Here is a 24,898-nt window from a genome sequence, read left to right as displayed (position 1 = left end):
CCCTCCAAGTAATAGTGTAACATCCATGTGTATACATGGTCTTTTTCACACTGTCTACCTAAAGGGGATAATATCAATGCCCGGTCGTCTTTTTAAATTTTTCTTTCTTTTAACTCTTTTAAAAGCTGTATCAGTTCAGCTTGTTGTTTTACCTTCTTACGACCATTTCGATTAATTGCTGCAAGCTCGCACGCAACTCCGACGGCGAAGAAAAACAATAAACTTTCTAACATGTTAAATCCTCCAATTGCCTATTAAACCGCTTGGCGTAATTGCTCTTCTTGTAAAACTTGCTTATTTATATTTTCTTCTTTTCTCTGACAAACGTTATTGCGAATAAGTGCTGCAATAACAAGTAAAGTTCCTACAATATCAAACATTGTTATTTGATACCCTTGTATCATCATAATAATCAAAGTCGTAACGGGTACAAAATTAATAAATAAAATGCCGTTAATCGATGATAAGATTTTCACACCGTAATTCCAAGCGAGTAGCGCTATGATTCCTGGTAATGTCATCATAAATAACAAATCATACTTCACGATAGAAATCGTTCCCATACTTGGGACTGGAACATACCCAAGCACCGTAATCATTACAGTTATAATTCCTGTGACAGTCGTACCAAATACACACGTCAATGTAGAATAGCGTAATGTTGACCAATCGCTACACGTTTGACCACCCATCGTATAAATAACCCAACCTACAACACCAATAAATATAAACGCTAGTGAAAACATGTTATCTTTCAATGTTAAAAAGAAACTCATATCACCTTTCGTAATAACAAACACAGCTCCTACAAAAGCGATAATCATGCTCGTTATCATATATTTTTTCGGTTTTATATGCTTATATCCCCATAAAATACAAATGGAAATCATCGGCATGAGTGCTTCCATAATGGAGGCTACCATTACACCTGATTTTCCCATTAACATTTGACCTAAAAATATGAGTACATTATATACAGTAAACGCCATCGTTCCAAAAAAGACGAGTAACTTTCCCCTTCCTTCTAAACGAAATGCCTGTTTTCCTTCTTTCATTAACAATAATATAATCAGTACTATCGCCACTGCTCCATAACGAATAAGTGAAAAATAAAATGGATCTATGTATTCTAGCGCATGATCAGCAACCGGAAACATCGCTCCCCATGACATACTTGCAATTAAACATGCCAAAGCTCCTATTACTATTTGACCTCTTCTCACCATAATCCCCCGCTTCTTTCTATTTGCACAAAGAGAATTGTAAAAGAAAAAACATATCACGTAAAACGATTCAAAATGATGTTAACTATCATTTATAATGATAGTTAACATCAAGGGGGAGCATACAATGGAATTACGAGACTTACAAATCTTCCAAAGCGTTGCCGATCGCGGTAGTGTAAGCGGCGCAGCAAAGGAATTAAATTATGTACAATCAAATGTAACCGCACGTATTAAACAATTAGAAAACGAGCTAAAAACACCGCTCTTTTACCGTCATAAACGAGGCATGACTTTAACAGCTGAAGGAAGAAAAATGCTCGTTTATGTTAATAAAATTTTGCAAGATGTTGAAGAGCTAAAACAAGTGTTTCTAGATAGTGAAACACCATCTGGTATATTAAAAATCGGTACAGTCGAAACAGTAAGTACATTGCCTACCATTTTGTCTTCTTACTATAAAAGCTATCCAAACGTTGATTTATCATTACAAGCTGGTCTAACCGAAGAACTTATTAGAGAAGTCCTTGACCATCAATTAGATGGCGCCTTTATATCAGGTCCTATTAAGCATCCACTAATTGAACAATACGATGTTAGTACAGAAAAATTAATGCTCGTGACACAAAATAAAGCTTTTCATATAGAAGAATTTACTACGACTCCCTTACTCGTTTTTAATCAAGGGTGTGGATACCGTTCCAAACTAGAACGATGGCTTAAAGATGAAGGTTTGCTACCAAAAAGAATTATGGAATTTAACATATTAGAAACAATATTAAATAGTGTAGCACTCGGTCTTGGGATTACACTCGTGCCCCAGTCCGCGGTACAACATCTTTCTACAGCAGGTAAAGTACACTGTCATCCGATTCCCGAGAAATACGGTAGTATTTCAACTGTTTTCATACGCCGCAAAGATAGCTACATGACCAATTCAATGCGTAGCTTTTTAAAAACAATTGAAGAGCATCATCACATCAATATGCTTTAAAAGACATTCTTACACGAATGTCTTTTTTTCTTACAAAAGTGTAAGTCTCCCGTAAGATAATTCGATAGTTGTAGTTCATCATTTTCCCTATAATTAAGACATAAAGCAGGGCAACAACAATTCGAAAAGGAGCGGATACGCATGATGAACAAAATGAAATCAAACAATTTTTTTAACACAATGGGCATGGTGCTATCCGCACTTGTCGATGCAAAAGCAGTTGCAACTACATTAAACAAATAAGGAGAGATTATAATGAACAACATTACTTTCAACAAATCAGACTTTATCGGACTTGCAAGTGGAGCGACTCTTCTTACAGCTTTCATTTACACACTTGCTCAAAGTCTTATTTAACAATTCGTTTCCCCAAACCCCTTTATATATAGAAAAAGCTGCTCGTCTTATAGACAAGCAGCTTTTTAGTTTGTTTCATATATAATTTGGCCTGTTTTCATAATATCGTATCCGCCAATCGCTTTTAACTCATTATGAAATTCTTCCGATTGCAGAATGTCTTTCATAACTTCAATAAGTTCTTCATTGTCTTTATTCTTCAAAATTACTAAATCATACTGTTCTTTCATTATCGGAATAAAGTCTACATTTACAATTTGCGAAACCTTTTCCGACCCTACCCCAACATCAGCTTTTCCGTTCGCAACTTGCGTGGCAACACCAAGATGACTCGATTCTTCCCATTCATATCCACTAATATGTTCTTTATTTAACTTTTGAATTCGTAATTGTTCATCCACTAGCACCCTAATACCAGAGCCTTTTTCTCGATTTACAAATTTTATAGAGGACCCGGATATGTCAGCCCATGTCTTTATTTTCTTTGGGTTTCCTTTTTGAACATAAAACCCCACATTTCTTGCCAATAAATTGATCATAATACACGGTTGTCCAACTAAAATACGTTTTACGTAAGGAACATTATAAGTACCCGTTTCACCATCAAATAAGTGTAAACTAACTACACTTCCTTCTCCTTGGTACATCTTCACTAAACTTGTTAAACTACCTTGATACGCTCTTAATACATTAGAATTTAGCAATCGATTTTCTATACGTTTTGCCAACATATCTAACGTTAGTTCTTGCCCGCTAATGATGCATGTATTCAAGATACTACTATCGTCATTCTTTACAGAAGTAACTTGTATCTTTCCTGTTTTCATTTGCTTTATATATTGTTCTAAATCCGCTGTATCAATGCGCATCTGTCTACCAACTCTATAAGAAGGAAGTTCTCCTTTTTTAATTAAGTCGTATACAGTTAGTTTTGATACTTTTAATCGCTTCGCTACTTCTTCCGTTGTGTAGGAATGATGATCCATAGACGATTCCTCACTTTCTTCCTTCATTGTAACAAAGAAAAGAATATTTCTCCTATTTTTTAAAAACAACCATATTGTTCAAATTATATTCAATTATAACTAGTTATAATTAGTTATATTTAGTTATAATTAATTATGTCAAAACGAAAGGGGATTTTTTTATGAACAAATTCACATTACGATCTATTGGGGCACTTATACTTTCTTTCCTTCTTATATTTAGTGTTGCTTGTACAAGCGTGGAAAAGAAGGAGAAGTCAGTTGCTAAAGAGAGAAAAACAGTCGAACTGACTATATCAGCTGCTGCTAGCTTACAAGATGCATTAAAAGAAATTGAAAAACAATATAAAGAGAAAAAGCCTAATATTAAACTTTCTTTTAACTTCGGTGCTTCCGGTGCACTTCAACAACAAATCGAACAAGGTGCGCCTGCTGATTTATTCTTCTCTGCAGCAGAAGATAAATTCCAAACACTTGTTAAAAAAGGATTCATTAATGAAAAAGAAGGAAAAAACCTTCTTGGAAATGAACTAGTTCTAGTCGTCCCAAAAGATAGCTCTCTTACAAAAATTCAAGATTTAAAAGATGAGAAAATCAAAAAAATCGCACTTGGTACACCTGAATCTGTACCCGCTGGGAAATATGCAAAAGCTTCTCTCACACATGAAAATCTTTGGAATGACATTCAAAATAAAATCGTATTTACAAAAGATGTTCGCCAAGTGTTAACATATGTAGAAACAGGTAATGTCGATGCTGGTATTGTATACAAAACAGATGCTCTCATTTCAGACAAAGTAAAAATTGGCGAGACGGCAGCAGCTACTTCTCATGAACCAATCCACTATCCTTTAGGCGTTATAAAAGAATCGAAGCATAAGAAAGAGGCGACTTCATTTTATGAATATTTGCAGTCAAAAGATGCACAATCTATCTTTAAGAAATATGGATTTACAGTCCTATCATAATTGCCATGAGCTTTGATGATATTTTGTCACCTGTCTTTTTATCTTTACGAGTAGCTGCATACGCCACCATTATCGTCACAATTTTAGGAACGATTATCGGTCGGTCACTAGCACGCTCCTCATGGAGATATAAAGTAATACTAGAAACTATTTTCTTATTACCAATGGTACTTCCGCCAACTGTAATCGGCTTTTTTCTCATTATTATTTTTGGAAATAACAGCCCCATTGGAAAGTGGATAGAATCGGTATTTCAGCAGTCCATTATGTTCACATCTACTGCTGCTATCATTGCTTCTACAGTTGTCGCATTTCCGCTCATGTATCAATCAGCAAAAACAGGATTTTCGATCGCAAATGTACAAATTGAAGAGGGCGCTCGCGATCTCGGCGCCAGTGAATATCAAGTTTTTCTACACGTTACACTACCGCTTGCATTTCCTGCATTACTAAGCGGTATGATCTTAAGCTTTGTTCGTGCACTAGGAGAATTTGGTGCTACACTCATGTTTGCTGGGAATATTCCTGGCAAAACACAGACAATCCCAACAGCAATTTATATGGCCATTGATGCAAGTAATATGCAACTCGCTTGGACACTTGTAATTATCACTATCAGTATGTCACTCATATTTCTCCTATGTATTCAGCTCATTAATAAAAGAATTACTAATTCTTAAAGCAGCTTTCGACAAAAGCTGCTTTTTTATTTCTTAGGAAATAAAAAATACTATATAAAGTGACTGAATTTTACCTTTTATTTAAATATACATTCTATTTGAATTTACTTTCTAAAATAGGCAATTTCCTGTTATTATATGGAGGTGTTTGAAAAAATGAAGAAATGAAAACGCATTTATATCGTGAATTCTTCATCCTGTTTTAGCGATCGGTAATCTTCTACTCTATTAGTGGGGCATTACCGATCGTTAGAACGATATGTAATTATATTGGTATAGCAAACCGAAGGGAGTCTTGTAATGGACATTTTATTAGCGCTTCTTCCTGCAATTGCATGGGGAAACATCTTATTAGTAAGCGTAAAAATGGGCGGTGGTGCATATAGCCAAACGGTAGGTATGACAATCGGTGCTCTATTCTTCGCAACAGTTATGTATGTATTTACTCAACCAGCTTTAACAATGACAATCTTGATTGTTGGTTTTATTTCAGGTTTATTCTGGGCTTTAGGACAAGTAAACCAATTAAAAACAGTTGAAAAGTTAGGTGTTTCTACTACTGTAACGATTTCTACTGGTATGCAACTTGTTGCAACTTCTATCTTTGGAGTTATCGCTTTCCGCGAGTGGACTACTACAACAACGATCATTATGGGAACGATTGCAATCCTATTAATCGTAGTTGGCGTTGTATTCACATCATTAGATGATAAAGAAAATGCACAGCCACCAGGACAATTGAAAAAAGGACTTCTTACTTTAATTGTTTCTACTTTCGGCTATCTTGTATATGTAATTATTATTCGTTGGTATAACATTGATGGTTGGTCTGCTATTTTACCACAAGCAGTTGGTATGTTTGTCGGTGCGGTTGTACTGACATCTAAACATAAGCCATTTAACAAATATGCAATTCGTAATGCTTTATCTGGTTTACTTTGGGGAACAGGAAACTTATTCTTACTTCTTTCATTACCACGTGTCGGAGTAGCGACAAGCTTCCCATTATCTCAAACTGGAATCGTTATCTCAACATTCGGTGCGATTGTCTTCTTAGGTGAAAAGAAAACAAAACGTCAATTGATCTTTATTGCACTAGGTAGTGTTTTAATTATCGGCGGCGCTGTATTACTTGGTCTAACAAAAGCATAAACTTATATTCTATTAAAAACCCCTGAGGCATATGTGTCCCAGGGGTTTTTTCGATTTTAATTATTTTCTAAATATAATTATTTACACGCACTTGTCCTTTATAGTTCTTCTTCCACTCTAGCAAACCAGCTACACATATAAAGAGATTAATAACAGCTAGTATTAGCATGACATATAAACCAGTGGAAATATAAATTACAATGCTAACTACGTTATACAAAATCCATAAATGCCAGTTCTCTAAGATTTTTCGACTTAGCATAAATTGAGCTACTAATCCTAATACAGCATTTAAAGCGTCTAAATATGGACTTGTTGATTCTAAATGACGGACTTGATAATAGCCCCAACCAACCCAAGCAACTAAAATAAAAATTATATAAAAGGTCCACCCCTTTAAATCTAAACGGACAGTTGCTTTTACCTCTTCTTCCCCACTACGTGCAATCCAATAATACCAACCATATACATTAAATATAAATTGAAAGACTGCTAATACTGCCATTGCATATAAATCTTGTATAATGAAAATATACAGAAATAACGTAACAGTAATCATACCAAATAAAAAGTTGGATACTTTTTCTCTTGCTAATAACCAAACATTAACAATCCCCATAACCGATGCGAAAATTTCAATATAACTCGATTGAATGTAAAATCCAACCAATACGCAAATAATACTAGAAATGAGTAAAAAAAGTGGACTTCTAACCATATTTATCTCTCCCCAGATGTGTAATAAATTCCATATCACCAGTATAAGGAACTCCTCTTATTTTTATCATGAATTCCCTTATTCAAAAACCCCCTCATTATCTATTCCATATACGGTAAGTCTTTTCTTTTTACAAAATTCTCTTAAAAATGGTATCGTTTTTTATAACATATCTCTACTAGAAGGGAATAAAGGATATGCTTACTAAACATCGAATTTTATTTATTGGTGCCGGTCGTATGGCAGAAGCTATCTTCTCCGGGTTACTTAAAACGAGTAAAGAATATATCGAAGAAATTATCGTTTCCAACCGAAGCAACATAGAAAAACTAGAACAATTACAAGGGCGATATAATGTGTCCATCACTACAGACTGGAAGCAGCATATTACATCCGTTGATACGATTGTTTTAGCAATGCCACCAGCTGCACATGAACAGTTATTACAGGAGTTATCTCCTCTTCTAACTGAGCAATTCGTTGTGACCGTTGCTGCCGGAATTGGACCATCTTATTTAGAAAAACGGCTTCCTCAAGGGACACCTGTTGCCTGGATTATGCCAAATACAGCTGCCGAAATCGGAAAGTCCATCTCCTTATATACGACGGGACATTCCGTAGGTGAAACGCATCAAGAAACGCTACAACTCCTTTTAAAAGGTATTGGTACCTCACAGTTTTGTACTGAAGAGGAAGTTCATCAACTTACCGCCATTACTGGTAGTGCACCTGCTTTTCTCTATCACTTTGCTGAAGGTTTAATTGAAGCGACGAAAAACTATGGAATTGATGAGAAAACGGCAAACCACCTTGTCATTCAAATGATTGCTGGTTCTGCCGCTATGCTCCAACAAAACGAAGATCCAGCTATGCTCCGAGAACAAGTAACAACACCAGGAGGTTCAACTGCTGAAGGCTTAAAAGTTCTATATGAAAATAATTTTTCAGAAGTCATTCAACAAGCAGTTGAAGCAACAAATAAAAAAGCTAGGGGGAAATAATATGAATTTAACAAGTTTAAAAGACTATACAACATTACATAATGGTGTAAAAATGCCTTGGTTCGGTTTAGGTGTGTTTAAAGTAGAGGACGGATCAGAAGTAATTGATTCTGTAAAAGCAGCTATTAAAAACGGATACCGCAGCATCGATACTGCAGCAATCTATCAAAATGAAGAAGGCGTTGGTCAAGCAATTCGCGAATCTGATATTCCTCGTGAAGAGCTATTTATCACTTCAAAAGTATGGAATAGCGATCAAGGTTATGAAACAACAATTCAAGCATTTGAAACTACATTAGAGAAATTAGGCCTAGAATATTTAGATTTATATTTAGTACATTGGCCTGTAAAAGAGAAATATACTGAATCATGGAAAGCATTAGAAAAGCTTTATAAAGATGGTCGTGTTCGTGCTATCGGTGTGAGTAATTTCCACATTCACCACTTACAAGACGTATTTGAAATTGCTGAAATTAAGCCAATGGTCAACCAAGTGGAATACCACCCTCGTTTAGCACAAGAAGAATTACATGCTTTCTGTAAAGAACATAACATCCAGCTCGAGGCTTGGTCACCATTAATGCAAGGGCAACTACTGGATCATCCAAAATTACAAGAAATTGCGACAAAATATAGTAAATCAACTGCACAAGTTATTTTACGCTGGGATTTACAAAATGAAGTTGTAACGATTCCTAAATCAATTAAAGAGCACCGCATTATTGAAAATGCAAACATCTTCGATTTTGAATTAAGCTCGGATGATATGAAAGCAATTCAAGCTTTGAACGAAAATCATCGCGTCGGTCCAGATCCAGATAACTTTAACTTCTAGTAGAAAAACCACTGCCATGTGCAGTGGTTTTTTTCACTTTAAAAAACTGAAAATTTAAACTACGTTCCATTTGATTGACACTTCATTATCCAAGGTGTAAGATTTTGAATTATCAAAGAAACACAAAAATTAATAAAATTTATTCGTTTACTCATTGTATCAAGAGAGGTGGAGGGACTGGCCCTTTGAAACCTCGGCAGCAGGTTCATTTTGAATACTGTGCCACTTCCTGCAAGCTTTATGCTTGAAAGATAGAATGAGGGACTTCGTTTATATACGGGTACATAACTTGTATGTGAAAATCCCTCTTTCTCAATCAGAAAAGAGGGATTTTTTATTTTTCATTTCCCTCATCATCATCCAATCTTATTAATTATTTAGGAGGAAAATCAAATGAAAAAGAAGTTTGTACCCGGTATCGCATCAGTTGTAGGAGTAAGTATTTTATTAACTGGTTGCGGTAGTTATAAAAACGAAGCTAGCGGAGCAAATGCAAAAGACGAGGCACCTAGTAAACAGGTTTTAAACTTATCTTCACCTTCTGAAATACGAACAATGGATACAGCTCGTGCTACAGATACTGATTCCGGTCAAGTAATGAGAAACGTATTTGAAGGTTTGTATAATCTTGGTGAAGGTAACAAACCTGTCCCTGGCGTTGCAAAATCCCATGAAGTAAGTGGCGATAAAACGAAGTACACATTCCACCTGCGAGATTCAAAATGGTCAAACGGTACTCCTGTTACAGCGAAAGATTTCGTCTTCGCTTGGCAAAGAGCTGTTGACCCAGCAACAGCCTCTGAATATGCATTTTTATTCTTTGATATTAAAAACGCAAAACAAATTAACAACAAAGAGCTTCCAGCCGATCAACTTGGTGTAAAAGCAGTTGATGACCATACGTTTGAGGTAGAATTAGAGCGTCCTGTTCCGTACTTTATTAGCTTAACGGCGTTCCCAACATTTCTACCAATTAGCGAGGAATTCTTTAAAACACAAGGTGATAAGTACGCTTTAGAAGATAATACAATTTTGTATAACGGAGCTTTTACACTAAGTGATTGGAAGCATGAACAAAGCTTTAAATTTAAGAAAAACCCTACCTACTGGGATAAAGATACTGTCAAAATCGAAGAAATCAATTTCAACATCGTAAAAGAAAAATCAACAGAAGTAAATTTATTCGAATCTAAACAATTAGACCGTATAAAACTAACATCTGACTTCGTTGATAAATATAAAAAGGATGCTAATTTTAAAGAACGTCCGAACGTAGGGGTACAATTTTTACGTATGAATCAACAAAACAAAATACTTCAAAACGTTTCTGCACGCCAAGCAATTGATCAAACGATTGATCGAAAGTCCTTTGTCAATACATTATTAAATGATGGCTCTACACCAACCTTTGGTCTTGTGCCAAAAAACTTTGCAAAAGGTCCTGATGGAAAAGACTTCCGTGCTACAAACGGCGATTTAACAAAAGTTGATACGAAATCTGCACAAGAATTATGGAAAAAGGCAAAAAAAGAACTAGGTTCTGAAAAGATAACATTAGAATTATTAACAAGTGACGGTGACCTTGAGAAGAAGACTGGTGAGTTTCTAAAAGGTCAATTAGAAAAGAATTTAGAGGGCTTAACAGTAAATATAAAACCGCAACCACGTAAACAACAAGTTTCACTCTTATTAAAAGGTGACTACGAAATCGGAATTGATGGTTGGAGCCCTGACTTTGCTGATCCAATTACATTCCTTGAATTGTTTACAACGAATAACCCTTACAACTTAGATCATTACTCTAATAAAGAGTTCGACGAAGCAATTGAAAAGGTGAAAACTACTTTAGCTGGTGATGAAAAAGCCCGCTTTGATGCATTACTAGCATCAGAGAAAATATTATTTAAAGACTCTGTTATTGCTCCTCTTTACCAAAAAGGCGAATCTTATTTAGAGAAATCTTATGTGAAAGGCATTGTACAAGTAGACTTTGCAGGTCAATTAAACTTCAAATGGGCAAAAATTGAAAAATAAAGTGAAACTTTAAACAACGTATTTCCACCAACTCCCATTGTTTTTTTGACAAAATATATTAAAAGTAGATTCCTTAATATGAGTGAATCTACTTTTTTAATATATTATTCCAAGGAATTAACGCTTTGTTTTTATTATTGACATATAGTTCTTTCTGGTGTTAATATTCTAAATAATCAAAGAAACGAAATATTTAACCATCAAAATATAATGTCTACTATGTTGAAACATATAACGATACATTATAGTTCAACATGTATATACATATAGAACACATGATTACCTATAAACAAATATTTATACTAGGTTTTATCTCTTTCTATAGCTACTTCAAGACATGGACATTATGACGTTATGAACAACACATTTAGGGAGGAACGAACAATGAAGAAAAAAGTTGTACCTGTTGTTGCATCTGTTTTAGGGGCAAGTCTACTACTAACTGCTTGTGGGGGAAATAAAAATAATGCAAGCGGAGCAAAAGCAAACGATAAAGCACCTGATAAACAAGCAATTAACTTATCATTTGCTTCAGAAATTCCAACAATGGATGTTGCAAAAGCAACGGATGGGGAATCCATGAACGTAATGCGAAATGTTTTTGAAGGTTTATATGCAATGGGCGAAGATAATAAACCAATTCCTGGTGTCGCTGAGTCGGTTGACGTTAGTCCTGATAAAACAAAATATACATTCCATCTTCGTGATTCGAAATGGTCAAACGGTACTCCTGTTACAGCAAAAGACTTCGCCTTCGCTTGGCAACGTGCTGTAAATCCTGAAACAGCTGCCGAATACGCATTCTTATTCTTCGATATAAAGAATGCAAAACAAATAAATCAAAAACAATTACCACTTGATCAATTAGGTGTCAAAGCCCTTGATGACAAAACTTTAGAAGTACAACTAGACCGTCCTGTTCCCTACTTCTTAAGCTTAACGACATTTGCAACATTCTTACCAATTAATGAAGATTACTTAAAATCGCAAGGTGATAAATACGGTTTAGAAACAAATCATTTAATCTACAACGGTGCTTTCACATTAGATAACTGGAAGCACGAACAAGGCTTCCAATTAAAGAAGAATCCTAACTATTGGGATGCTAAAACAGTAAAATTAGAAGAAATCAACTTCAATGTCGTTAAAGATAAGTCTACAGAAGTTAACTTATATGATTCAGGACAAATTGACCGTGTTGCTTTAACTGCGGAGTTTGTTGATAAATATAAGGGCGATCCAAACTTCAAAGAACGTGCTGAAGTCGGCATTCAATTTTTACGACTCAATCAAAAAAATGAAGTATTAAAAAATCAACATGCACGCCTTGCTATTAACGGCGCAATGAATAAAAAAGCATACGTAGAAACAATTTTAAATAACGGTGCTGTTCCAGCTGAAGGAATGGTTCCTGCGAAATTTGCAAAGAGCCCAGAGGGCACTGACTTCCGCAAAGAAAACGGAAACCTAGTCAAAGATGATGTGAAATCAGCGAAAGAAAACTGGAAAAAAGCGAAGCAAGAACTTAGTACTGACAAAGTAACACTTGAACTATTAACAAGTGATAATGCTTTAGCTAAAAAGACTGGCGAATATTTAAAAGGTGAACTGGAAAAGAATCTAGATGGATTAACAGTGAATTTAAAGCCACAACCACGTAAACAACAGTTGAAATTACTATTAAGTGGTGATTATGAAATCGGAATTGATGGCTGGGGTCCTGACTTCGCTGATCCTATTACATTCTTAGATTTATTCACAACAGATAGTGCTTATAACTTTGATAAATACTCTAACAAAGAGTACGACGAGCTAATTCATAAAGTGAAAACAGATTTAGCTGGCGATGAAAAAGCACGCTGGGAAGCAATGAAACAAGCTGAAAAAATCTTATTACAAGATGGCGCTGTCGCTCCTTTGTACCAACAAGGTCGCTCTTACTTACAACGCTCTTTCATTAAAGGACTTGTAACAACTGACTTCGGCGGTGAATTTAACTACAAGTGGGCAGAAGTTGCAAAATAATAAGTACTAATAAAAAGGTATCCAATTGAAGGATACCTTTTTACTGTGTACTTCATTAATTACAAGGTCTCTTCCCTTTATCATTTCTTTTATACCTATAGTGAGCCCCGCTACTAATTGTGTAACTAGTCTAATAAATAATAATGAGATAATATTTTCTCTAAATTAACTCCGGCAAATATTATTTTGTAATAGCCATTCGCTACGCATGTTGCGGGAAATAATCCCACATACAGGAATAAACATTTGTGTTAAAGAAATGCGAAGAAGACTATTGTCAACAATCCTCTTTCCCATCTTTTTGTATTGAACTAAAACTCATAATAAATATAAATGCAAATATCAAATATGTTTTCCACGTCAAAGAAGGTATATGCCCTGACCAAAGATAGCTAATTAAATAGTTAATTCCCATAATACAAGATGACGCTACTAAACTAATACTTATTAGTTTTACATATTGGAGCATACATTTTCTCCTTACCTCATTCTTTTTCCATTTCTTCAAATTGCAGGTTCATTGGCTCTTCTAGAAGAGTTTCATAAAAACTTTCTGCCAAATCCGTTACAGGAATTTTTCCATCCACCTCATCAAATCGAATACTATCTAGCCAGACACAACCTTCTCCTGATAATAAAACACCAAATGCAATACCAAGTGCTTCTTCTTTTATATCTAGTACAACCGAGTACGATTGCCAGTTATTCGTATTTTTAATTGGACGATTTTGCATGTTATCCATAGCAATCGGCTCCGTATTTTTTCCATCTACTCGCATCCACAATCCTGCCCAATCTTTTACATTCTCACTCTTAATAAATGCTGTTAAACGTAATCTCTTACCTACATAGTTATCCGCTCGAAACATTTGCATTAATGTTGAAAATCCTCCGTGCGTAACGTTCTCTTTTGCTTTTATATATGCAGATACTTTTCCTTGATGGGCAATTTCGTAATCTAAACCCATCTCATATTCAGCGGGATGACTTCCACTTAATACCCATCCTTTCGGTATACCCTTTTCCATTGAAATCCCCTCTCTTTCTATATAAAATGACTGGAAATACTTTCGATATTTTTTTGGTGGTAATTGAAACATTCTTTTAAAAGCTCTAGTAAATGCCTCTTGTGAGGAAAAACCGTATTGCACTGCAATATTAATGACTGCTCTTTCAGTCGATACCAAATCTTGTGCAGCATGAGTTAATCTTCTCTTACGAACATAATCCGTTACACTCATCCCAACATATCTTTGAAAGATGCGATGAAAATGGTACATCGATACTGCACTGTGAGATGCCACTCTTTCTGTTGTAAGCTCCTCATGTAAGTGATTCTCTATATATTCAATTGATTTTTTTATTATCTCTTTATATTCTTCATGCATTTTAGTCCCTCCCTCACAACTTCAATTTACCATATACATACAAATCGTTTTTGATTTAAATTGCGGATTAGCCCTTATGACTGCAGGATAATAATTTATTTTCAACACATACATAATTACATGTTTTTGGGAAAAACTTGTATAGAACGAATTTACATAAGGAGGAATTTATAATGAGAATTCTACTATCAGTTTTATTAGCTCTTATGCTAGTACCTGCATTAACAGGATGTAAAGCTCCTGCAAAAGAAGACACAACTTCTAATAAAAAGACGACTGAAGAAGCAAAAAGTGAGGCTCCTGCAGATTTAAAACTAAACTTCAATGAATTCGATTTAAAGGCAGACTACCAAGATACAAAGAAAGACTACGAAGCAGACTATAAAAATGTAGCAGCTGATAAGAAAATGGAAGCAAAAATTGAAGATCATAAAGCAGATGTAAAATTAACAGGAGACGAGGCTATCACAAAATTAAGCCCACTTCTACAAGAATTAAAATTTGATAAAGATACTGCTGACCAAGAAGTAATCGATCAAGTAGTGAACGTGTTCAAACTTGATAAAGACTATCAAAAATTCGATTTAGAAGTTGTCTTCTCTGATGGAACGAAAAAAGAATATAAAAGAGAAATAAAATAAAGAAGTAGGCGGTTGCCTACTTCTTTATTTTTTAATTTTTGCGTACCTTAGTTCTGGACTAGAACCGATAATGAATTGGATACCGGATACTGATGGTTTTTGTAAATATGAGGAACTTTGGAAAATAATTGGGATTAATGGTGAATCTGTAAACATAATATCTTCCGCTTTATGCAATAATTCAAAACGCTTATCCTCGTTTTGTTCAACTTTTGCTTCTTTTATTAAAGCGTCAAATTCTTTATTATGCCATTTTGCATAGTTATTCGGACCATCACCTGCATATAAATCTAGTTTAGTAATTGGATCTAATAAAGAGCCGCCCCATCCCATATAAGCTAATTGGAAATCACTTTGCTTGTATGTGTCGATGTAACTCTTCCACTCTTTATTTTCTAATTTAATATCTACTCCAAGATTTTTCTTAAACATTTCTTGCATTGCTTCTGCTACTTTTTTATGTTGTGTATCTGTAGTGAATTTTAATGTTACTTCAGGTAATGTAGACCATCCTTGTTCTTTCATACCTTCTTCTAATAATTTTTTCGCTTCTGCTGGATCAAATTTAACGTAATCACCTTTTTCTTTACGGAAATCACGGCCACTTTGTGTTTTTGCTCCTTCTGGAACGAATGCATATGCTTCTTGCGCATTATTTTTATACAATTTTTCAACGATAAATTTGCGATCAACCGCTAATGAAAATGCTTTACGTACCTTCGCATTTGTAAACGGCTCTTTTTCTACGTTAAACGAGTAAATATAAGATGAGAATCCTGCAACACGCTTATATTCTTTATTTCCTTTTTCTTTTTCAATCATCTCTTGTGGTAAACCACTTAGTAAATCTAATTCTTTTGATTTAAATAATTGATACGCTGTTTTAGAGTCTGGAATAATACGAAACTCAATTTCTTTTAGAGTTACCTTTTTATCGTAGAATTCTTTATTTTTTTGTACTGTAATTGCCTGGTTATGCTTCCACTCTTTTAACGTGAATGGCCCATTCGTAATTAACTCTTTTGGATCTGTTTTTAATTTATTATTATCATCAATTGACTTTTTAGATAATGGAATAAATAGTGAGCTTGCTAATTTTTGTTTAATAGAAGCAACTGGATGTTCAAGAGTTACCTTTAATGTTTGAGGATCAACGACTTGAATACCAACTTGTCCCTCTTCACCTTTTCCAGTATTGTATGCCTCTGCCCCTTTAATAAAATACATTTCTGTCGCATTCATAGAACCCGTTTTCGGATTTAATAATCGCTTCCATGCAAATTCAAAATCATTTGCTGTAATAGGAGAACCATCTGACCATTTAATATCTTTCTTTAAATGAATTGTATACTCAGTTCCATCAGCATTTACGTCTTCTTTCTCCGCTAATTCATTTTGATATTTCCCATCACTATCTTGTGTATATAAGCTTGAGAATAAATGTCCAATTACATAACCTGAAGTACTATCTGTCGCAATAGCGGAATCAAGTGTATATGGATCGCTACCAATATTCGTTACTAATCGATCTCCTTCTCCCTTACCAGCACTCGCCTTTTGCGTTTCTTTCTTACCGCAAGCAACAGAAGTAATTGCTAAAACAGTCATAATGACAAACAGTAAAAACTTCTTCATCCTACATTCTCCTTTAACCTGAAATTTTTGGTGTTGATGCTAATAATGTTTTTGTATAAGAATGTTGTGGATTACGGAATACTTCGTCCGTATTTCCAAATTCAACAAGTTCTCCTTTGTATAAGACAGCTACTTTTTCACATAAATAGTGAACCATCGGTAAATCGTGAGCGATGAATAAATATGTATAACCTTGTTCTTTTTGGATTTTTTGCAGCAGATGTACAATTTGAATTTGCAATGAAACGTCTAATGCTGAAATTGGTTCATCAAGAATCAATGCTTCTGGCTCACACAATAACGCTCTTGCAATAGCGATACGTTGACGTTGTCCTCCGCTAAATTCATGCGGATATCGATCAATATATCTTCTATCTAATCCAACACGCTCTAGCGCATCACCTGCTACTTTATCCTTCAGCCCTTTATCACCTAAACCGAATGAAATATAACCTTCCGTTACGCTATCGCGTACTTTCCAGCGCGGATTTAATGCAGCTGTAGAATCTTGAAAAATGAACTGTACTTTCTGTAAAAAATCTCGCTTATGAGCTGACTTCAGCGTGTGAACAACTTGACCGTTATAATTAATTTCACCAGACGTTGGACTCTCAATCCCCGCTATGAGCTTTCCAAGTGTTGTTTTTCCTGAACCACTTTCACCAATAATGCCAAGTGTTGTTCCTTTCGGGATAGAAAGTGATATGTCTTTTAACGCTGTGATTTCTTTACTTTTACTTCCATATATTTTCGTTACTTGCTTTACAGTAATTAAATCTGTCGTCATGAGGCATTCACCTTCTCTTTTGATTTCGCTTTATTATGCTCTAGAACATGCTGCCAACAATGTGAACTATGCGCCTTAGAATATGTTGTTCTCTCTGGGAAACGATGAATACATTCTTTTATCGCTACTGGGCAACGATTTACAAAAGGACAACCAAAGCTATTTAATGTTTCAATGGAAGGTGTCGTTCCTTCTATAGCACGTAATACCTTTTCGGAATCATCCATATTCGGAATTGCTTGTAATAAGCTTTTCGTATATGGATGTTTAGGAGAACCTATTACCTCCTGTATCGTTCCTTTTTCAACGACACGTCCCCCGTACATAACAACTACTCGATCAGCTACTTCACGCACAAGTGCCAAATCATGTGTAATTAATAAAATACTCGTATTTTGTTTTTCTTTCCTTTCTTTTAATAGCCCCATAATTTGTTTCTGAATCGTTACATCTAACGCTGTTGTCGGCTCGTCTGCAATTACAAGCTTTGGATGACAAGCAAATGCAATTGCTAAGCAAATACGTTGCCTCATCCCCCCACTTAATTGATGTGGGTATTGCTCAAAGCGTTTCTCTGCTTCATGTATCCCTAAATCATTTAGCAAGTTAATCGCAATTCCCTTTGCTTCTCTTTTCGATTTTTTCCCATGTTGCAAAATTACTTCTGTAATTTGTTTGCCTACCTTCATCGTTGGGTTTAAAGATGAAAGCGGATCTTGAAATATAAAGGAAATATCTTTTCCGCGAATTTGATTCCATTCTAATTCTTGTAAATTCGTTAATTCCTTTGATTGGAAAGATACATTTCCATCATCGATATGAATTGATTCTTGATTCAAGCCGATAATGGATTGTGCTGTAACACTTTTTCCTGAACCACTTTCTCCTACAAGTGCAACTATTTCACCTTCGTTAATAGAAAAGGAAACATGTTTCACAATTGCTTGCTTACTATTCTCTTTTTCAACGGCTAACGTTACGTTTTCTAAAGATAAGAGCTGTCCCATGTTTTTTCTCCTTTCGATTCCGTTTTACGATTTTTGGATCAATTGCATCTTGCAAACCATCACCAATTGCATTAAATGCGAACATAATGAGTGCAATCATGATTGCCGGGAAAAATAGCTGCCACCATTCTCCGCTCAATAATGTCCCGAGTGCATCATTCGTCATCGTCCCCCAACTTGCCGCTGGTGATTGTACCCCAAGTCCTATAAAGCTTAAAAATGATTCTGAAAAAATAGCTGCTGGAATTGTAAATGATAAATTGACGATAATAATCCCTGTTAAATTCGGAATTAAATGCCCATATATAATTTTTATATGTGATGTACCTAATCGCTCTGCTGCAATAACAAACTCTCGTTGTTTTAAAGACAATACTTGTGCTCGAATGAGACGAGCCATTCCAATCCATCCCGTTAATGCAAGGGCGATAATAATGGTGAAAAGACCTGGTTTCATAACAATTAATAGTAAAATAACAATTAATAAATATGGGATGCCGTATAATACTTCAATTCCTCTTATAATCCACTCATCAATTAACGTTCCAAGGCAATTACGCCCTCTCACATATCCACTAAATCCACCAATTAGTACACCAAGCCCTATATCGAGGGCAGCTGCTACTAATCCAACTGTTAGTGAAATCTTCCCACCAGCCCAAGTACGTGCCCAAATATCTCTCCCTAGATCATCTGTTCCAAACCAATGTTCACTACTCGGCGGTAAATTTGTTGCCTCTTTTACTTGTTCACTCGCAGTAAATGGCGTTAAACTTTCGCCAATAAGCGAGAAAACAATAATTAGCAATAACGTCACTGTTCCTAAAACTGCGATTGGATTCGATATAAACTTACGAAACACTTCTTTCTTTCCGCTAATCGTTTGCTGATTTTTATTTATCGTTAATTCTTTTTTCTCTTCTTTCGTTAATAACTGTTCATTAATTTCATAAGCTCCCATTTAAATATCCCCCCTCCTTATGTAATAGAACGAATACGTGGATCAACAATGCGGTGAATAATATCTGTAATGAAAATACAAGTAATTAATAATGCACTATAGAAAATTGTTGTTCCCATAATCACCGGATAGTCTCGGTTAAAAATACTATCTACAAAATATTTTCCTAGGCCAGGAATTGAAAAGATTTTTTCAATAACGAAAGTCCCTGTTAAAAGTCCAGCCATTAATGGTCCAACAAATGTCAGTACTGGAACAATCGCATTTCGAAGAGCATGTCTTATAATAATCTTCTTAATTGGTATGCCTTTCGCTCTTGCTAGCTTAATATAATCACTCTGCAATACTTCGATCATATTAGAACGAACAAACCTTGTAATAACCGCAATTGGACCTAACGCCAATGCGAAAGATGGTAATACGGTATGTTCGAATGTTCCCCAAGACGCTACTGGTAAAAGCTCAAATTGAATAGCGAATACTTGTATAAATAGTGGTGCTAAAATAAAACTTGGAATAGAAATACCGAGAATTGCGAGCAAACTCACACTATAGTCAATTACTTTCCCATGATATAGAGCAGCAAATGTACCTGCAGCAATTCCGACTAACAATGAAATAACAAGTGCTTGTAGACCAATAATTGCTGATGGACCAAAGCCAGTTGTTATAATTTCTGATACACCTTGCCCGGTTGATTGAACAGATTCACCAAAATCAAAATGAACTACACCGTCTAAATAAGCAACATATTGATTCCACAACGGTTCATCAAGGTGATACTTCGCTCTCATGTTTTGAATCACTTCTTCAGGAAAGATTTTTGCATCTGATGAAAATGGATCTCCCGGAATGATATGCATAATTAGAAATGTTACTGTCGTAATAACCCATAGTGTGAACACCATAACCGATAATTTTTTAATTACATACACTTCAATAACCCCCTAAACACATGAATTTACTTTGTTTTATGGACGTACTTTTTCCATTACTCCCTTTTCTCTTTTTAGAATACAAAAAACCTTGATCTTAAAAAATAAGATCAAGGCTTAATAAACAAAGGCCCATCACTTATCTTTCAAGACTTGCTTGCTGGAATTAGCACGGTGTTCCTATTACAGAACCCGCTGCTGAGGTGTCATAGGGCCAGTCCCTCTACCTCTCTGGATAAGTAAATTGCTATATTATTATTTGGTTCAAATTGTATATTTCGAATTATAATTCTGAAAAAATGAAAAGTCAATCAAATTGGATATATTTAGAAAAATCAGTTTTTAATGAGGTCATTTATCTAAATCGCAGTTTTTTGTTTATAATATAAAGAAATGATATTAAAGGAGCTATATGATGGATCCCTTACTTCTAGCAACTATAGGACTGCCATTAACAATTGTTATACTTGTTATCATTGGATTTTATAAACTTTTCATTAAAAAGAAAAGCGTTACTTCTTTTTACACACCCTTCGATAATATTACCGGACAAACTATTTCCGAATTTCACGAAGAGCAGAAAGTGTTAGTATACGAAGATGAAGATGGTGATGGTAAGAAGAAAAAATAACCTTGCATGTGCAAGGTTATTTTTTCGTTTCTGTTTGAAAACGTTTATAGTATGTCGATGCTGTTGCAAAATTAATTTCTATATCACGAATTAATGATGAATCTTCTTCTTTAGCTAACTTCTGTAATTTTTTCATCGCTTGTTCCGATTCATTCAAGAAACCAACATATACCTCATGTTCTTGCTCTTTCGACTTCGGAACATGAATTTCTTTACGTATATTATCAATATCTTCTAACATGCTCGTTGTTACTTTTTGCACATCTTCTTTATATGCAGCATTCGTTATTTCCTTACCGCCCTTTTCCTTTGCCACTTCAAATAACTGCAGTGCTTTATTGATTTCTTTATTCATTTTTATATCATATTTTTCATGTACTGCGCTGTATTCTTTCATTTCTTCTGTTTGTTCTGTAGATTGCTCTACCTTCTCTTTCGGTTCTTTCGTATCTTTATTTCCATTACATCCCGCTAGAAGAATCATACTTCCCATTACAGCAATACCCAAAACCTTCTTCATCTCTTTTTCTCCTTTTATCTACATCTACTTCTATCTATAGTTTCTTTTATCTCCACTTGTTATTATACCGAGAACGCCCTACTTTTTACACTTAAGAGGATACCTTAATATATATACCAACATTTTTGTCACAGTATCGTCACTTTATGCAAATAACTTTTGCATCACCTTACAAAGCTGTATGAGTTATTTCAAAGAAATGAAAAAAGAGCTGATTCAAAAATATTTGAATCAACTCTTTTTTATAATTTAAGCTTCTAAATTTTGTCTTTGTTGCAGTTCAAACTGCTTTTCACTTCTTCTGGCCATAAATAGATAACATAATACAGCACCAATTTCACAAAGAGCTATCACAATCCCCATCGGCAATGCCGTATTACTTCCACCAATACCTACTAATGGTGCAACAAGTGCCCCTGAAATAAACTGTAATAAGCCTAGTAAAGCTGATGCTGTTCCTGCCGCTTGTTTTTGATTTCTCATTGCTAACGAGAAGCCGGTTGTCGATACAACCCCAACACTTGATACAACAAGGAATAACGAGCATAAAACACCAACGAGACCTATTCCTAATACGATTGTAAGTAGTAGAGATAAGCCACCAACAGCGGCGATAATAATACCGGAAACAAATAATGTTTTCTCATTCACTTTTCCTGCTAAACGACCAGTAACTTGGCTGGCAATAATAATACCGATACCGTTAATCGCAAAGAATAAACTAAACTGCTGTGGTGATGCCCCGTATATATTTTGCAACACAAATGGTGATCCCGAAATGTAGGCAAACATTGCCGCTGTTACTAATCCTTGTGACAATGCATATCCCATAAACAAGCGATCTTTCAGAAGCTTTCCGTATGTCGCCAATGTTCCTGACAAACCACCTGTCTCTCTTTCTTCAGGAGGTAATGTTTCACGTAATACGAAAGTAGCCGAGATTAACATAAATACACTAATTGCTCCAAGAACGATAAAAACACCACGCCACGTTGTAAACTGTAATAATTGCCCCCCGATAATCGGGGCCAAAATAGGTGCTGCTCCGTTTACTAACATAAGTAGTGAGAAAAACTTCGTCATTTCAGAACCTGAGTACATATCTCTTACCATTGCACGGGATATAACGATACCAGCAGAGCCCGAAGCGCCTTGTAAGAAACGTAAAAGCACTAAAGTCCAAATAGACGGTGCTACAGCACAAAGTAATGAAGAAGCAACATAAATAATAAGAGCAATAATAAGAGGTTTGCGCCTTCCGTAAATATCACTAATTGAACCGACAAATAATTGTCCTACTGAAAGCCCAAGTAAACATGCTGTCAACGTAAGCTGCGCAAGGGATGCACCCGTTTGTAAATCATCCGTTAATTTCGGTAACGAAGGCAAATACATATCAATAGATAACGGCCCAATCGCCGTAAGTGTTCCTAATACAAGAATCATCCATAACCTGTTCATCTTTACAGGTTTATATATTTCGTGATTAACTTCATTCACTTTTTCCATTCACCCTTTCGTATACATACTGAATCGTAACAATTATAGTTACAACATAAACATACGTCAAGTATAGCGCATTTTCCTCTTTCATAATGTAAAAAAAAGCGATAGAAATTCTATCGCTTTACTTTTTCAAGTTGCTATTTGTAAATTTAGATACGGAAGACATCGCCTCTCCTGTATCTAAGTATGTGATTTGAATTGGATCTCCCACTTCTGTAAACATAGCATATGGGAATTTTTTCGCAGGTATCATAAATACTTTTTGTTCATTTTCTAACAGTACATACACAATTGTATTTTCACCTGATTTTTCTTTATATACTCGCTGTACAATACCTTCTTTTTGCGCTTCTTTTCCACTCGAAGTTGGTCTAAATGAATCTCCACTCCCGCTTAGCGCATTTTTATAATTTTCAAGAGCTTCTTTTTGCGTCGAACCTGTTGCAAATATTTTTGCATTAGAAGCATAGATGACAGTATGGGCACGTACTAATCCCCCGTCATCAATAACAGGTACAATCCAAGAAGGTTTACCGTACACGTTATAAATAACCGGCATCGTTCCATGCCATTTCTCTCTTTTAAAGGAATTATCCACCACTTCTGAAGCAGCTGAACCATCCATAATTCCCTTTACTTCTTTGCCGTTATAGTAATACAACTTACCTGTACGTGCATCAATAAGTGAATAACCTAACGCAGAATCTACTCCTTCTTTTGGAGAGGTGAAATCAGTAAAGTAATATAGCGTTCCATCCTTACCGAAGATTGGTGTCACTCCTTCTTTCGTCCCCCACTCAGTCGGAATCTTCATATCAGTTTGCGAGAATTTTGTATTCCAAAATCCGTGAATATATTTACCGAAATACGTATTTAATGTAGATGCGGTCTCATGATTCAATACACCATCAACAAATTTAGGTGCCTTTCCTTTATCATATCTTTTCACTTCACCTGTTTGTGCATCTACTACAACAACACCCTCTACCTCAAATCCAGATCTCCCTGAAATAAATTCACCATATGTCATTGTATAATACGGTTTCCCTTTATCATCAACTTCAAATTTAGGTTTCCCTTTAAAGATTAAATTTGGTTCGGATTTTCGTACGACACGCTCTAAATTATTCCCGAAAAACATGCTTGGCACGTATTTCATCTTATAACCGAGATGCAGTTTCGCTTCGGCATCAGGGTTCGTACCTGACATCGTTACGTACCCTGGAATTGTTTCAGCTTTACGTGCTTTAAAAAATCCTGAAACTTCAATCGGCGCTACATATAAAGCCTCACCGTTTACCATTTGTGGCGTTAATTCTCCTAGCTCAAAATAAGCTACTTTCGGAATATCCCCAAATACTTTTTTCATCTTATTCTCCGCTGTCTTTGGCGGCACTGTAAACGGCTGATCATTTTCAGTAAATGGCTCTGAAATATCTTTCTCTACCTTAACAACAAAATCATATTTCTTTTGCGTGATTACTATATCGTGCAAATAACCAAAATAGCCGTAACTTGCAAGTAAAACAAACATTAGAAGACCTTTTAATGTACCTTCTAATTTCCCTATCTGATCTTGTGAAAATAAAACAAGCCCAATTAAAATTGCTACTGCAACAGAATAATGAGTAAGAATCGAATCTGCTCGATCATCAATTAGCCAAAAATATTCATAGATTGCAATACCTATCCAAAATAAAACAGGAATAACTAAAATGGATGATTTCTTACCCTTTACAACCTTCTCATCCCCCTTCTTATCCACTGCTCGAAGTTTACTACCGCTTCTTGTCCATGGAATCAAAAACAAAGTGAGAATAGCTAAAACTAAAAATTTCATCAAAGGCAATGTCCCCTTTTCTTTTGTCTTCCCTTTTAGTATAACAAACAAAGGGTATTTAGGTAAAAATAGGA

25 protein-coding genes, 1 pseudogene and 2 riboswitches are annotated in these 24,898 nt (G+C 35.3%); of the genes and pseudogenes, 11 read left to right on the top strand and 15 right to left on the bottom strand.

Annotated features, from left to right (window positions below):
• Positions 1-92 precede the first annotated feature (92 nt).
• A complete protein-coding gene (locus G9F74_RS25760; protein WP_000894071.1) occupies positions 93-233 on the bottom strand; it encodes a YrzO family protein in 141 nt (46 codons plus the stop codon).
• A gap of 21 nt (positions 234-254) precedes the next feature.
• Positions 255-1,223: a DMT family transporter gene (locus tag G9F74_RS25755; RefSeq protein ID WP_001252495.1), complete on the bottom strand. Its 969-nt coding sequence runs from the start codon at positions 1,221-1,223 to the stop codon at positions 255-257.
• Between the two features lie 127 nt (positions 1,224-1,350).
• On the opposite strand from G9F74_RS25755, the gene G9F74_RS25750 reads away from it, so the two are divergent.
• Both G9F74_RS25750 and G9F74_RS25745 read left to right on the top strand, forming a co-directional pair.
• Complete coding sequence (locus G9F74_RS25750) at positions 1,351-2,217, top strand: LysR family transcriptional regulator (protein ID WP_000423063.1); 867 nt, start codon at positions 1,351-1,353, stop codon at positions 2,215-2,217.
• A 255-nt stretch (positions 2,218-2,472) separates the two neighbouring features.
• Positions 2,473-2,574 carry a DUF3948 family protein gene (locus G9F74_RS25745; protein ID WP_001060019.1) on the top strand — a complete coding sequence of 34 codons (102 nt, stop codon included), beginning with the start codon at positions 2,473-2,475 and terminating at the stop codon, positions 2,572-2,574.
• Positions 2,575-2,639: 65 nt separating this feature from the next.
• Here G9F74_RS25745 and G9F74_RS25740 read toward each other — a convergent pair whose 3' ends face one another.
• On the bottom strand, positions 2,640-3,587 hold the full coding sequence (locus tag G9F74_RS25740) for a helix-turn-helix transcriptional regulator (RefSeq protein ID WP_000657124.1): 948 nt from the start codon (positions 3,585-3,587) through the stop codon (positions 2,640-2,642).
• Positions 3,588-3,721: 134 nt separating this feature from the next.
• Between G9F74_RS25740 and modA the strand changes: the two genes are divergently transcribed.
• The 3 genes from modA to G9F74_RS25725 all read left to right on the top strand — a co-directional run bounded on the left by modA (position 3,722) and on the right by G9F74_RS25725 (position 6,360).
• Complete coding sequence (modA, locus tag G9F74_RS25735; RefSeq protein ID WP_016107380.1) at positions 3,722-4,528, top strand: molybdate ABC transporter substrate-binding protein; 807 nt, start codon at positions 3,722-3,724, stop codon at positions 4,526-4,528.
• Positions 4,529-4,533: 5 nt separating this feature from the next.
• Positions 4,534-5,208: a molybdate ABC transporter permease subunit gene (gene modB / locus G9F74_RS25730; RefSeq protein WP_002037814.1), complete on the top strand. Its 675-nt coding sequence runs from the start codon at positions 4,534-4,536 to the stop codon at positions 5,206-5,208.
• A 300-nt stretch (positions 5,209-5,508) separates the two neighbouring features.
• Positions 5,509-6,360, top strand: coding sequence for a GRP family sugar transporter (locus G9F74_RS25725; protein WP_000353551.1), 852 nt, complete (start codon positions 5,509-5,511; stop codon positions 6,358-6,360).
• A 67-nt stretch (positions 6,361-6,427) separates the two neighbouring features.
• On the opposite strand, the gene pnuC is transcribed toward G9F74_RS25725, so the two are convergent.
• Complete coding sequence (pnuC, locus tag G9F74_RS25720; protein WP_033668246.1) at positions 6,428-7,078, bottom strand: nicotinamide riboside transporter PnuC; 651 nt, start codon at positions 7,076-7,078, stop codon at positions 6,428-6,430.
• Positions 7,079-7,275: 197 nt separating this feature from the next.
• On the opposite strand from pnuC, the gene proC reads away from it, so the two are divergent.
• The 4 genes from proC (at position 7,276) to G9F74_RS25700 (ending at position 12,973) form a co-directional block, all read left to right on the top strand.
• Positions 7,276-8,079, top strand: a complete 804-nt coding sequence (gene proC / locus G9F74_RS25715; protein WP_000956243.1) for a pyrroline-5-carboxylate reductase — start codon at positions 7,276-7,278, stop codon at positions 8,077-8,079.
• A gap of 1 nt (position 8,080) precedes the next feature.
• Positions 8,081-8,914, top strand: coding sequence for an aldo/keto reductase (locus G9F74_RS25710; protein WP_016107378.1), 834 nt, complete (start codon positions 8,081-8,083; stop codon positions 8,912-8,914).
• 153 nt (positions 8,915-9,067) lie between these two features.
• Positions 9,068-9,172: riboswitch (SAM riboswitch) on the top strand.
• A gap of 135 nt (positions 9,173-9,307) precedes the next feature.
• Positions 9,308-10,948, top strand: coding sequence for a peptide ABC transporter substrate-binding protein (locus G9F74_RS25705; protein ID WP_016107377.1), 1,641 nt, complete (start codon positions 9,308-9,310; stop codon positions 10,946-10,948).
• A gap of 384 nt (positions 10,949-11,332) precedes the next feature.
• Positions 11,333-12,973, top strand: a complete 1,641-nt coding sequence (locus tag G9F74_RS25700; RefSeq protein ID WP_000731095.1) for a peptide ABC transporter substrate-binding protein — start codon at positions 11,333-11,335, stop codon at positions 12,971-12,973.
• Positions 12,974-12,979: 6 nt separating this feature from the next.
• Here the strand turns inward: G9F74_RS25700 and G9F74_RS30480 are convergent.
• The 3 genes and pseudogenes from G9F74_RS30480 to G9F74_RS25685 all read right to left on the bottom strand — a co-directional run bounded on the left by G9F74_RS30480 (position 12,980) and on the right by G9F74_RS25685 (position 14,361).
• Positions 12,980-13,257 (bottom strand): annotated as a pseudogene (locus G9F74_RS30480) (hypothetical protein).
• Positions 13,251-13,442: a hypothetical protein gene (locus tag G9F74_RS25690; RefSeq protein WP_000942528.1), complete on the bottom strand. Its 192-nt coding sequence runs from the start codon at positions 13,440-13,442 to the stop codon at positions 13,251-13,253. The pseudogene G9F74_RS30480 and the gene G9F74_RS25690 overlap by 7 nt, the downstream one beginning before the upstream one ends.
• Before the next feature lie 16 nt (positions 13,443-13,458).
• Positions 13,459-14,361 (bottom strand): helix-turn-helix transcriptional regulator, encoded by a 903-nt coding sequence (locus G9F74_RS25685; protein WP_000544207.1) that lies wholly within the window; start codon positions 14,359-14,361, stop codon positions 13,459-13,461.
• A 173-nt stretch (positions 14,362-14,534) separates the two neighbouring features.
• Between G9F74_RS25685 and G9F74_RS25680 the strand changes: the two genes are divergently transcribed.
• Complete coding sequence (locus G9F74_RS25680) at positions 14,535-15,002, top strand: YusW family protein (protein WP_016107376.1); 468 nt, start codon at positions 14,535-14,537, stop codon at positions 15,000-15,002.
• Positions 15,003-15,026: 24 nt separating this feature from the next.
• Here the strand turns inward: G9F74_RS25680 and G9F74_RS25675 are convergent, their stop codons facing one another.
• The 5 genes from G9F74_RS25675 to G9F74_RS25655 are packed head-to-tail and all read right to left on the bottom strand — an operon-like array spanning position 15,027 to position 20,327.
• Entirely contained in the window at positions 15,027-16,637 is a 1,611-nt protein-coding gene (locus G9F74_RS25675) for a peptide ABC transporter substrate-binding protein (protein ID WP_016107375.1), read from the bottom strand.
• A gap of 13 nt (positions 16,638-16,650) precedes the next feature.
• Entirely contained in the window at positions 16,651-17,424 is a 774-nt protein-coding gene (locus tag G9F74_RS25670; RefSeq protein ID WP_000205656.1) for an ABC transporter ATP-binding protein, read from the bottom strand.
• Positions 17,421-18,431, bottom strand: coding sequence for an ABC transporter ATP-binding protein (locus G9F74_RS25665; RefSeq protein WP_000531246.1), 1,011 nt, complete (start codon positions 18,429-18,431; stop codon positions 17,421-17,423). The genes G9F74_RS25670 and G9F74_RS25665 overlap by 4 nt, the downstream gene beginning before the upstream one ends.
• On the bottom strand, positions 18,388-19,392 hold the full coding sequence (locus G9F74_RS25660) for an ABC transporter permease (protein WP_016107374.1): 1,005 nt from the start codon (positions 19,390-19,392) through the stop codon (positions 18,388-18,390). The genes G9F74_RS25665 and G9F74_RS25660 overlap by 44 nt, the downstream gene beginning before the upstream one ends.
• 17 nt (positions 19,393-19,409) lie before the next feature.
• Positions 19,410-20,327, bottom strand: coding sequence for an ABC transporter permease (locus tag G9F74_RS25655; protein WP_000289322.1), 918 nt, complete (start codon positions 20,325-20,327; stop codon positions 19,410-19,412).
• 136 nt (positions 20,328-20,463) lie between these two features.
• Positions 20,464-20,569, bottom strand: a riboswitch (SAM riboswitch).
• A gap of 173 nt (positions 20,570-20,742) precedes the next feature.
• Here G9F74_RS25655 and G9F74_RS25650 point away from each other — a divergent pair.
• Complete coding sequence (locus tag G9F74_RS25650) at positions 20,743-20,958, top strand: DUF3951 domain-containing protein (RefSeq protein ID WP_000371394.1); 216 nt, start codon at positions 20,743-20,745, stop codon at positions 20,956-20,958.
• A gap of 16 nt (positions 20,959-20,974) precedes the next feature.
• On the opposite strand, the gene G9F74_RS25645 is transcribed toward G9F74_RS25650, so the two are convergent.
• From G9F74_RS25645 to G9F74_RS25635, 3 genes are all read right to left on the bottom strand, one after another.
• Positions 20,975-21,478: a hypothetical protein gene (locus G9F74_RS25645; protein WP_000756534.1), complete on the bottom strand. Its 504-nt coding sequence runs from the start codon at positions 21,476-21,478 to the stop codon at positions 20,975-20,977.
• Between the two features lie 249 nt (positions 21,479-21,727).
• Entirely contained in the window at positions 21,728-22,987 is a 1,260-nt protein-coding gene (locus tag G9F74_RS25640) for a multidrug effflux MFS transporter (RefSeq protein ID WP_016107373.1), read from the bottom strand.
• A 118-nt stretch (positions 22,988-23,105) separates the two neighbouring features.
• Complete coding sequence (locus tag G9F74_RS25635) at positions 23,106-24,824, bottom strand: DUF3981 domain-containing protein (protein ID WP_016107372.1); 1,719 nt, start codon at positions 24,822-24,824, stop codon at positions 23,106-23,108.
• Positions 24,825-24,898 lie beyond the last annotated feature (74 nt).

Origin of the sequence: Bacillus sp. EKM202B, from assembly GCF_011066025.1 — a bacterium.
In the GTDB taxonomy this organism is placed as follows: Bacteria; Bacillota; Bacilli; order Bacillales; family Bacillaceae_G; genus Bacillus_A; species Bacillus_A toyonensis.
This window is presented reverse-complemented; position numbering and strand designations above follow the sequence as displayed.

Bases quoted from the DNA above. Each gene is read 5' to 3' on its own strand.
- G9F74_RS25760 (WP_000894071.1), bottom strand. From the start codon at position 233: ATGTTAGAAAGTTTATTGTTTTTCTTCGCCGTCGGAGTTGCGTGCGAG.
- G9F74_RS25750 (WP_000423063.1), top strand. From the start codon at position 1,351: ATGGAATTACGAGACTTACAAATCTTCCAAAGCGTTGCCGATCGCGGT.
- G9F74_RS25745 (WP_001060019.1), top strand. From the start codon at position 2,473: ATGAACAACATTACTTTCAACAAATCAGACTTTATCGGACTTGCAAGT.
- G9F74_RS25740 (WP_000657124.1), bottom strand. From the start codon at position 3,587: ATGAAGGAAGAAAGTGAGGAATCGTCTATGGATCATCATTCCTACACA.
- modA (WP_016107380.1), top strand. From the start codon at position 3,722: ATGAACAAATTCACATTACGATCTATTGGGGCACTTATACTTTCTTTC.
- modB (WP_002037814.1), top strand. From the start codon at position 4,534: ATGAGCTTTGATGATATTTTGTCACCTGTCTTTTTATCTTTACGAGTA.
- G9F74_RS25725 (WP_000353551.1), top strand. From the start codon at position 5,509: ATGGACATTTTATTAGCGCTTCTTCCTGCAATTGCATGGGGAAACATC.
- pnuC (WP_033668246.1), bottom strand. From the start codon at position 7,078: ATGGTTAGAAGTCCACTTTTTTTACTCATTTCTAGTATTATTTGCGTA.
- proC (WP_000956243.1), top strand. From the start codon at position 7,276: ATGCTTACTAAACATCGAATTTTATTTATTGGTGCCGGTCGTATGGCA.
- G9F74_RS25710 (WP_016107378.1), top strand. From the start codon at position 8,081: ATGAATTTAACAAGTTTAAAAGACTATACAACATTACATAATGGTGTA.
- G9F74_RS25705 (WP_016107377.1), top strand. From the start codon at position 9,308: ATGAAAAAGAAGTTTGTACCCGGTATCGCATCAGTTGTAGGAGTAAGT.
- G9F74_RS25700 (WP_000731095.1), top strand. From the start codon at position 11,333: ATGAAGAAAAAAGTTGTACCTGTTGTTGCATCTGTTTTAGGGGCAAGT.
- G9F74_RS25690 (WP_000942528.1), bottom strand. From the start codon at position 13,442: ATGCTCCAATATGTAAAACTAATAAGTATTAGTTTAGTAGCGTCATCT.
- G9F74_RS25685 (WP_000544207.1), bottom strand. From the start codon at position 14,361: ATGCATGAAGAATATAAAGAGATAATAAAAAAATCAATTGAATATATA.
- G9F74_RS25680 (WP_016107376.1), top strand. From the start codon at position 14,535: ATGAGAATTCTACTATCAGTTTTATTAGCTCTTATGCTAGTACCTGCA.
- G9F74_RS25675 (WP_016107375.1), bottom strand. From the start codon at position 16,637: ATGAAGAAGTTTTTACTGTTTGTCATTATGACTGTTTTAGCAATTACT.
- G9F74_RS25670 (WP_000205656.1), bottom strand. From the start codon at position 17,424: ATGACGACAGATTTAATTACTGTAAAGCAAGTAACGAAAATATATGGA.
- G9F74_RS25665 (WP_000531246.1), bottom strand. From the start codon at position 18,431: ATGGGACAGCTCTTATCTTTAGAAAACGTAACGTTAGCCGTTGAAAAA.
- G9F74_RS25660 (WP_016107374.1), bottom strand. From the start codon at position 19,392: ATGGGAGCTTATGAAATTAATGAACAGTTATTAACGAAAGAAGAGAAA.
- G9F74_RS25650 (WP_000371394.1), top strand. From the start codon at position 20,743: ATGGATCCCTTACTTCTAGCAACTATAGGACTGCCATTAACAATTGTT.
- G9F74_RS25645 (WP_000756534.1), bottom strand. From the start codon at position 21,478: ATGAAGAAGGTTTTGGGTATTGCTGTAATGGGAAGTATGATTCTTCTA.
- G9F74_RS25640 (WP_016107373.1), bottom strand. From the start codon at position 22,987: ATGGAAAAAGTGAATGAAGTTAATCACGAAATATATAAACCTGTAAAG.
- G9F74_RS25635 (WP_016107372.1), bottom strand. From the start codon at position 24,824: ATGAAATTTTTAGTTTTAGCTATTCTCACTTTGTTTTTGATTCCATGG.